The organism is Bdellovibrio bacteriovorus, from assembly GCF_001592745.1.
Classification (GTDB): domain Bacteria; phylum Bdellovibrionota; class Bdellovibrionia; order Bdellovibrionales; family Bdellovibrionaceae; genus Bdellovibrio; species Bdellovibrio bacteriovorus_B.
This window is the reverse complement of sequence record NZ_LUKD01000005.1, coordinates 493,539-501,886: the sequence shown is the minus strand read 5'-3', so window position 1 is coordinate 501,886 and position 8,348 is coordinate 493,539. Positions and strand designations below refer to the sequence as shown.

General features: G+C 45.8%; 5 protein-coding genes. All 5 read left to right on the top strand.

Annotation, left to right across the window (positions count from 1 at the left end; genetic code table 11):
• Positions 1-591: 591 nt before the first annotated feature.
• The 5 genes from AZI87_RS13050 (at position 592) to AZI87_RS13030 (ending at position 8,347) form a co-directional block, all read left to right on the top strand.
• The gene (locus AZI87_RS13050) at positions 592-1,020 is read left to right on the top strand and encodes a DMT family transporter (protein ID WP_081112222.1); all 429 of its coding nucleotides are present in this window, start codon (positions 592-594) and stop codon (positions 1,018-1,020) included.
• Positions 1,021-1,359: 339 nt separating this feature from the next.
• Positions 1,360-3,048, top strand: coding sequence for a potassium-transporting ATPase subunit KdpA (kdpA, locus tag AZI87_RS18150; RefSeq protein WP_063207845.1), 1,689 nt, complete (start codon positions 1,360-1,362; stop codon positions 3,046-3,048).
• 9 nt (positions 3,049-3,057) lie between these two features.
• Positions 3,058-5,136 (top strand): potassium-transporting ATPase subunit KdpB, encoded by a 2,079-nt coding sequence (kdpB, locus tag AZI87_RS18145; RefSeq protein WP_063207838.1) that lies wholly within the window; start codon positions 3,058-3,060, stop codon positions 5,134-5,136.
• Positions 5,133-5,672: a potassium-transporting ATPase subunit KdpC gene (kdpC, locus tag AZI87_RS13035; RefSeq protein ID WP_063207835.1), complete on the top strand. Its 540-nt coding sequence runs from the start codon at positions 5,133-5,135 to the stop codon at positions 5,670-5,672. Before kdpB ends, kdpC begins: the two co-directional genes overlap by 4 nt.
• On the top strand, positions 5,669-8,347 hold the full coding sequence (locus AZI87_RS13030; RefSeq protein WP_063207832.1) for a sensor histidine kinase: 2,679 nt from the start codon (positions 5,669-5,671) through the stop codon (positions 8,345-8,347). Before kdpC ends, AZI87_RS13030 begins: the two co-directional genes overlap by 4 nt.
• Position 8,348: the final 1 nt, after the last annotated feature.

Sequence of the window (8,348 nt, the reverse complement as noted above, 5' to 3'; positions counted from 1 at the left end):
GGCAGTAAGCTGATGCGTTAAAGTGGAGTTTGTTGTCGACTCAGAAGAATTACTCATTCCCTTACTGTCATTTGGGTAAAAGGGTATTCCATTAAGAGATCGACTGTAATCGAGGTTTTTCTGCTGAAAGTTACTTCCACCGTGGAAGTGATTGTTAGGAGTGCCTCTAGTCTCTTTAAAGTTTCTTCTGGTGGGGGCGGCTTGTTTGATCCGTTATTCTCCAACTAAGTCAGTCGATTTCAAAATCATGTTCTTGTTAGAGTTCTGATAATTGCCCTTTAACTGTCTCAGTATGATTCAAATATATAAACAAATGTTGATAGATGTAAACATATTTAGGCTCCATAGGAGGCTTCGTGTCTCTTTTGTAAATTGCTGAAATCTCTAGTTAATATTGTTTTAGTCGAGTCGCGAGAGCTTTTTGGAAGGGCCTGTGGTATTCTACATATATCAATAACAGGAATTTTCTCCTGTTCGCTTTTTAAGTCTTTTTTGACTGAATCAAAAAAAGATCTCTCGGGGAATCACCCGAGCACGGGAAAACAAAATTGAATAGCACAAGGAAAGGGTCGAGATGCGACAGGGTGTCTTATGGCTAATGCATACTTGTATTTGGCAGCAGCAATCGTTTTTGAGGTTTTGGGCACAATCACCATGAAATATTCCGTGGGATTCACAAAGGTGCTTCCAGTCATACTTACCATAGTTTGTCATGGAATCTGCTTTGTGGCTCTCGCTGTCGCTTTGAAGTCGTTACCTATCAGTATTGTCTACGCAATTTGGGCGGGTGTCGGAACGGCGATGATGGCGCTTGTGGGGCTTTGGATGTTTAATGAACCACTGCCAATACAAAAAGTATTGGCGACGAGTTTGATCATTCTTGGAGTTGTGATGTTGAACTTCTCTGAGACCAAACCAGTAGAGCAACTTGCAAAAGTAGATAATGTTAAAGTTCTTCATCCAGAAAAACCTACGACTTCAGAAACTCGTGAAGTCGTGAGCGAAAGAAACTCTGGTTAACTTTGAAAACAATATTTTGAAAGAAAAGGCGGCAGAGATGTCGCCTTTTTTATTTTCAACAATCTATTTTCGAAGCTTCCCATTCAGCAGGCGCGATTTCAAGTATCGTCGGATTCAGTCAAGAGTAAGTGAGAAGTTAGCCAGCTCGATCGTAGCTAGCTAGTAGTTAGTTAGTTAGTTAGGCGCATTGGAGACATTGGATTTTTTGAATCCCGTTTGTAGTCACTATTTCGTTGTACAATTTTGGGATTTTTATTTTTTCTTTATTTCTAATGTAGATCTCTTTATGCGGAATTGATGTGGAAAGACCTAAATTGTTAGTCACTAAAAGGATTAACAATGGGTTTTACTATTTCAGACTTCATTCAAGTGTTTTTGACCCTAGCGGTGATCGTAGTGGCGACGCCGCTCTTGGGTGGTTATATGGCGAAAGTGTTTCAAGGAGAGCGCACCTGGCTGTCGCCGGTTCTGCGGCCTTTGGAAAAGATCATTTATAAAATATGTGGAATAGATGAGTTCGGTGAGATGAACTGGAAGCAGTACTCTATATCTCTTCTATGTTTCAACTTTCTAGGCTTGATATTTGTGATGGTCTTGATGATGGTGCAGCAGATTCTGCCTTTGAATCCACAGGGTTTTACAAATACGTCTTGGCACTTGGCATTTAATACGGCCGTGAGTTTTATGACGAACACCAACTGGCAGGCCTATTCGGGTGAAAGTACTTTGAGTTATCTAACTCAGATGCTGGGACTGGGAGTGCAGAACTTTGTCAGTGCGGCAACAGGCTTTGCCGTGTTTTTGGCTTTCACTCGAGGAATTGCGCGCAAGCAGGTGACAGGAATCGGGAACTTCTGGGTGGATTTAACGCGGGCAACAGTGAATGTGCTTTTGCCGCTTTCATTTTTTCTGGCTGTCGTTCTTGTCGGAGAAGGTGTTGTCCAAAACTTCAACTCTTATGTGCCAGCAAAAACCCTTGAAGGTGCTGAGCAGGTTTTACCCCAAGGGCCGGCGGCTTCTCAGATTGCGATTAAACAACTGGGTTCCAATGGTGGAGGATTCTTTGGCGTTAATAGCGCACATCCTTATGAAAACCCCACTCCTTTAAGCAATTTCTTGCAGATGATTTCGCTAGTGCTGATCGCGGCGGCGAGTACTTACACCTTCGGTGTGATGGTGGGATCAAGAAAGCAAGGTTGGATGTTGTTTTCAGCAATGATGGCGATGTTTGTTGTGATGCTTTCACTGTCGCTTTGGAGTGAGTACAGTGCAAATCCTTTCATCGCTCAGGCGGCCTCCATGGAGGGGAAAGAAACTCGCTTTGGTGTGACGAATAGTGTGTTGTGGTCGGTCTTAACGACATCGGCTTCGAATGGCTCGGTGAACGCCATGCATAGTTCATTGTCTCCCCTCAGTGGTGGAATAGCCCTGGTTAACATGATGTTAGGTGAAGTGATCTTCGGCGGTGTCGGGGCGGGAATGTACGGGATGCTGCTTTTTGTGATTCTGACCGTTTTTATTTCGGGATTGATGGTCGGACGCACGCCTGAATACTTAGGAAAAAAAATTGAAGCTAAAGAAATCATCTGGGTGGTGGTCGGAGTGCTTGCGCCTTGTGTGGTGATATTGATCTTCAGTGCTTTAGCAATTGCAACTCCGGCGGGGCTTGCGGGATTGGGACACCAAGGTCCTCATGGTTTGAGTGAAATTTTATATGCCTATACTTCGGGAGCGGCAAACAATGGGAGTGCTTTCGGTAGTCTGTCGGTGAACACGACGTTTTACAATGTCACTCTTGCGCTCGCAATGCTGGTCGGTCGCTTCGCGATTATTTTGCCTGTGCTAGCCATTGCAGGAAGTCTTGCGGGTAAGAAGATAGCACCGGCATCGGTGGGAACATTCAAGACAGATTCGTTGTTATTTGTGGTTCTTTTGTGTGCCGTCATCGTGATTGTTGGAGCATTGACGTTCTTTCCGGCTTTGTCGTTAGGACCGATTCTTGAGCATTTGCTGATGATGAGAGGTTAAGGAGTGATTATGAGTGCTTCCACTTTTTCTGATAAAAAAATTCTGACTCAAGCTTTTTTCGATAGTTTCAAAAAACTCAATCCCGAAGTGCAATGGAAGAATCCCGTTATGTTTATTACGTGGATCGGCGCCTTGGTGGTCAGTTTTATCGCCGTTTATAGAATGAAGGCCGGCGAAAGCTTTGGCTTTGAGGTGCAACTAGCGATGTGGCTATGGTTCACGGTTTTGTTTGCTAATTTTTCTGAGGCCTTAGCTGAAGGGCGTGGAAAGGCGCAGGCCGAGTCGATGAAGAAAACTCGTTCGCACACCCTGGCTCGTAAAGTTTTCCAAGGTCGAGAAGAAAGCGTGGCTTCTTTATCATTGCGCAAAGGAGACACTGTGGTCTGTGAGGCGAATGATGTGATTCCTGGAGACGGTGAAATAATCGAGGGGATTGCAACGGTCGATGAATCCGCTATTACCGGAGAGTCAGCTCCGGTGGTTCGTGAAGCCGGCGGGGATCGCAGTGCTGTTACGGGAGGAACGCGTGTCATCAGTGATCGTATTATCATTCGTATCACCGCAGACCCTGGAAATAGTTTCTTAGATCGAATGATCAATCTTGTCGAGGGAGCTAAAAGACAGAAAACGCCGAATGAGATTGCTTTAAGCATTCTATTGGTATCGCTGACACTGGTGTTTGTCTTGGCGATTATCACGCTCAAATTTTTTGCAGACTATTCAGCAAAAAGTGCGGGGCAGGATCTGTCCGGTATCGTGAATGTGCCAGTGTTAATTGCGCTCTTGGTGTGTTTAATTCCGACTACGATCGGCGGACTTTTGAGTGCTATCGGCATTAGTGGCATGGATCGATTGATTCGTAAAAATGTGATAGCTAAAAGTGGTCGTGCCGTCGAAGCCGCCGGCGATATCGACGTGTTGATGTTAGATAAAACCGGCACTATCACTCTTGGAAATCGTATGGCTTTTGACTTCAAGGCGGCCTCTGGTGTCGAACTAGAAACTTTAGCAGAGGCCGCACAGTTGGCATCTTTAAGTGACGAAACACCCGAAGGGCGCTCGATTGTGGTTTTAGCCAAGCAAAGATTCTCGTTGCGCGCACAGAATCTAGACCCTCATCAGGCTCAGTTTGTTCCTTTCACCGCGCAGACTCGCATGAGCGGAGTAGATATTAAAACAAGCGAAGGTCTTCGAGTGCTCCGCAAAGGGGCGGGTGACTCCATTCAGAAGTATGTGGAGTCTTTAGGTGGGGTCTTTCCTTTGGAAGTAAAAAACGCTGCTGACGCGATTGCACGCCAAGGAGGAACTCCGTTAGTCGTTGCTGAAAATGCGAAAGTGCTAGGCGTGATTCACCTTAAAGACATTGTGAAAGGCGGCATTCGCGAAAGATTTTCTGAACTTCGTCGCATGGGAATTCGCACCGTCATGGTGACCGGTGACAATCCGCTAACTGCTGCGGCCATCGCGGCAGAGGCAGGTGTTGACGACTATATTGCGCAAGCAACTCCTGAAATGAAGTTGCAACGAATTCGTGATGAACAAAACCGTGGGCACTTAGTCGCGATGACAGGAGATGGAACGAATGATGCGCCGGCGTTGGCGCAGGCAGATGTTGGTGTTGCAATGAATACGGGAACTCAAGCGGCGAGAGAGGCTGGTAACATGGTCGATCTTGATTCAAATCCAACAAAGCTTATAGAGATTGTCGAAACTGGAAAACAGCTTTTAATGACTCGAGGGGCGCTGACCACCTTCAGTATTGCAAACGACATCGCAAAATATTTTGCGATCATTCCGGCGATGTTCGCGGGACTTTACATGGTGAACGGAGAAGGACCCTTAGCTGCTTTAAATATTATGCGACTTCATTCCGCGCAAAGTGCCGTTCTGAGTGCTGTGATTTTTAACGCTTTGATTATTATTGCCCTGATTCCTTTGGCGTTGCGAGGTGTGAAGTATCGCCCTCAGGGCGCGAATATCATCCTAAAAAGAAATCTTTTTATTTATGGATTTGGCGGCGTGGTGGTCCCTTTTGTTGGAATTAAAATCATTGATGTTTGCATTGTCGGAATGGGGTGGGTGTTATGAAACAGTTTTTGATTTCTATAAAGGTGTTTGTCGTCATGACTTTTCTTTTAGGCGTTCTGTATCCTCTGGCGGTGACTTTCGCAGGGAAAACGCTGTTTACTAGGAAGGCGGCAGGCTCGTTGATTGAAAGAAACGGGCAAGTGATCGGATCTGAGTTGATAGCGCAAAAGTTTGTGAATCCAAAATACTTTTGGGCGCGTCCTTCCGCAGGCGATTATGCCACCGTGGCATCAGGGGCCTCGAATGCGGGGCCAACTAGCGAGAGTCTTAAGAAGGCCCTTGCTGAAAGAAAAGCACAAGGGAACGTGGGTGACATGCTCTACACCTCGGGAAGTGGATTAGATCCCCATATTTCTGTTTTGGCAGCACGCTCGCAGGTTCAACGCATTGCTGTTGAACGCAAGTTGTCGCAAGAGCAAACAGTGCTGGTTGAAAAGCTGATCCAGGAATACACTGAGGGGCGCCAGGGAGGAATTTTGGGAGAAGTCCGAGTGAATGTTCTCAAGCTCAATCTGGCATTGGATGAAACATTATGAGTGAAGCATATCGTCCCAATCCCGACCGTTTGTTGGCCGGGATAAAAAAGGAAGAAAGCGAAAGAGTGCGTGGGCACTTTCGTGTCTTTTTTGGGATGTGTCCCGGAGTTGGAAAAACTTATGCGATGCTGAAAGCGGCCCTGGAGCAAGTTCAACAGGGCACGGATCTTGTGGTTGGCGTCGTTGAAACACATGGGCGTAAAGAAACGGAAGAACTTCTTGCGGGGCTTGAGCTTCTTCCTCGAAAAGATATTGTTTATAAAGACACAGTTTTAAAAGAAATGGATCTGGATGCGATTCTTGCACGCAAACCACGTCTGGTCCTCGTTGACGAACTCGCACATACAAATGCACCAGGATCTCGCCATCCCAAAAGATATCAGGATGTGATTGAGCTTTTAGAGGCGGGCATTGACGTTTATTCCACAGTAAATGTGCAGCATTTAGAAAGTCGCGCTGATTTAGTTCAACAAATCACGGGTGTTAAAATCCAAGAGCGAATTCCTGATTCGGTATTAGATCTGGCAAACCAGATTGAGCTTATCGATATCTCGGCGCAAGGTCTTCTTAAGCGCATGAAAGAAGGAAAAGTTTATCAGGGGGACCGTGCGGTTCGTGCTGAAGAAAACTTTTTTAAAGAAACACATTTAACGGCGCTTCGTGAATTGGCATTGCGCTATACTGCGGAGCAAGTGGATCAAGATCTGCAGAATCAAATGATCGTGCAGCAGATTCAAGGTCCTTGGAATACGCAAGAGCGTCTGTTGGTAGCCGTCAGTCACAGTCCTTTCGCGGCTCGCCTGATTCGCGCCACCCGCCGCATGGCTTTTAGTTTAGAAGCACCGTGGATTGCTTTACACATCGAAACCGAGGTGCGTTTAAGCGCCGAAGATCAGTCTAGGCTGTTAAAGAATTTGAACTTGGCCCGTGAGTTAGGTGCGGAAGTTGTTTCCGTAAAAAATCATAATATTGCTGAAAGCATTCGCGAGATTTCTCATGAGCGCAATGTCACGCAAATTATTATGGGAAGACCTCAACAAGGCTGGTGGGATCGCTTAAAAGGACAAGGGTCCCTTTTAGATCAACTCGTCAGTAAGAGCAGTGATGTTGACGTCCATATTATTCGTCAACAAGAGGATTCAAAAGTTCGTAAAGCAAAGTGGAAAGCGCTGGTTTTTGATTCTCCGTTAACTTCATACTGGTATTCTTTCTGTGCACTTTTAGGAGTGAGTTTTGTCAATGGCTTGGCTGTTCCGGTTATAGGCTACCGATCTGTCGGATTTGTCTTTTTGTTAAGCATGATCCTGATCGGGCTCGTTACCACTTTGGGACCCGTTCTTTTTGCGGCGACTTTGAGTGCTTTGATTTGGAATTTCTTTTTTATTCCGCCCGCAATGACGTTTGCCATCTCGCAACCCGAAGATGTGATGATGTGTTTATCTTATTTTCTGGTGGCGTTACTAAGTGGTGTTCTTGCGGACCGAATCCGAACTCGCGACAGAGATTTAGAGAGTCGTGAAAAGCGCACGCGTGTTCTGTACGAGCTCGTTCGAGAATTTGCTTCGGCAATGTCGGTTTTAGATGTGAGTCTGGCGGCGTCGCAAAGTTTAGAGCGCATCGTAAATGGCAAGGTCAAAATCTTACTGACAGATGAAGACGGGGATCTTTTAAGAAAGTCTGTGAACGACATCAAGGTTGATGATAAAGATTTTGCTTTGGCTCTGTGGGCTTTTGAAAATAACCGTCATGCGGGTTGGAAGACGGAGACTTTATCTGAGTCACGCTGTCTGGCAGTTCCTTTAAAGGCAAAAGAACGTTCGGTGGGCGTGTTGCTCTTTTACCCACGTGAAAAAGATAGCCTCACCTTGGATCAACAGCATATTCTTGAAAATGTATCAGCCCAGACGGCCATGGCTTTGGATCGTCTGCGTTTACAAAAGAGTGCAGAAAAAACCAAGGTTCTGGAAGCTTCCGAAAATCTGCATCAAGCTCTTTTAAACACGGTCTCTCATGAGTTGCGCACTCCGCTAACGGCGATCATAGGGTCGGCTTCGGCAATGGCGGATAAAAATCTTTCTTCACAAGAACTTGTACGCGATCAGTTGGTCGAAGATATCATGGACTCTTCTTTAAGGTTGAATCAGGTGGTTGAAAATCTGCTGGATATGTCGCGACTTAATTCCGGTGCCTTGCAGTTAAAGAAGGAATGGATTGATTTAAACGATCTGATTTCGGGTATACCTTCTAAGATGGGGCGCTTGGCAGCGCAACATAAAATTTCTATCGTGAACTCTGTCGAGACCGTCTATGCGCGAGTGGATGAAAGATTGATTGAGCATGTGTTATTGAATCTTTTGTCGAATGCAGTTCGCTACGCGCCCTCGGGTTCAACGATCACTTTAAGTCTTGAACGAAATGGCGGGCCGTTGATTTCGGTGAAAGATGAAGGCCCTGGAATACCAGAGTCCCATTTAAAAAAAATATTTGAAGCTTTCTATCGCGTTCCCGGCAGCAAGACCGGGGGAGTGGGTTTAGGTTTGGCTATTGTTAAAGCATTAGTTGAAGCTCATGGCGGTGAGGTTTATGCTCAGAACAGACAAGCCTCGTTGGGAGCCGAGTTCTTTATTAAACTTCCTTACGAAAAGCCGCCGCAAGATCTCACGGGTGAATCATGAA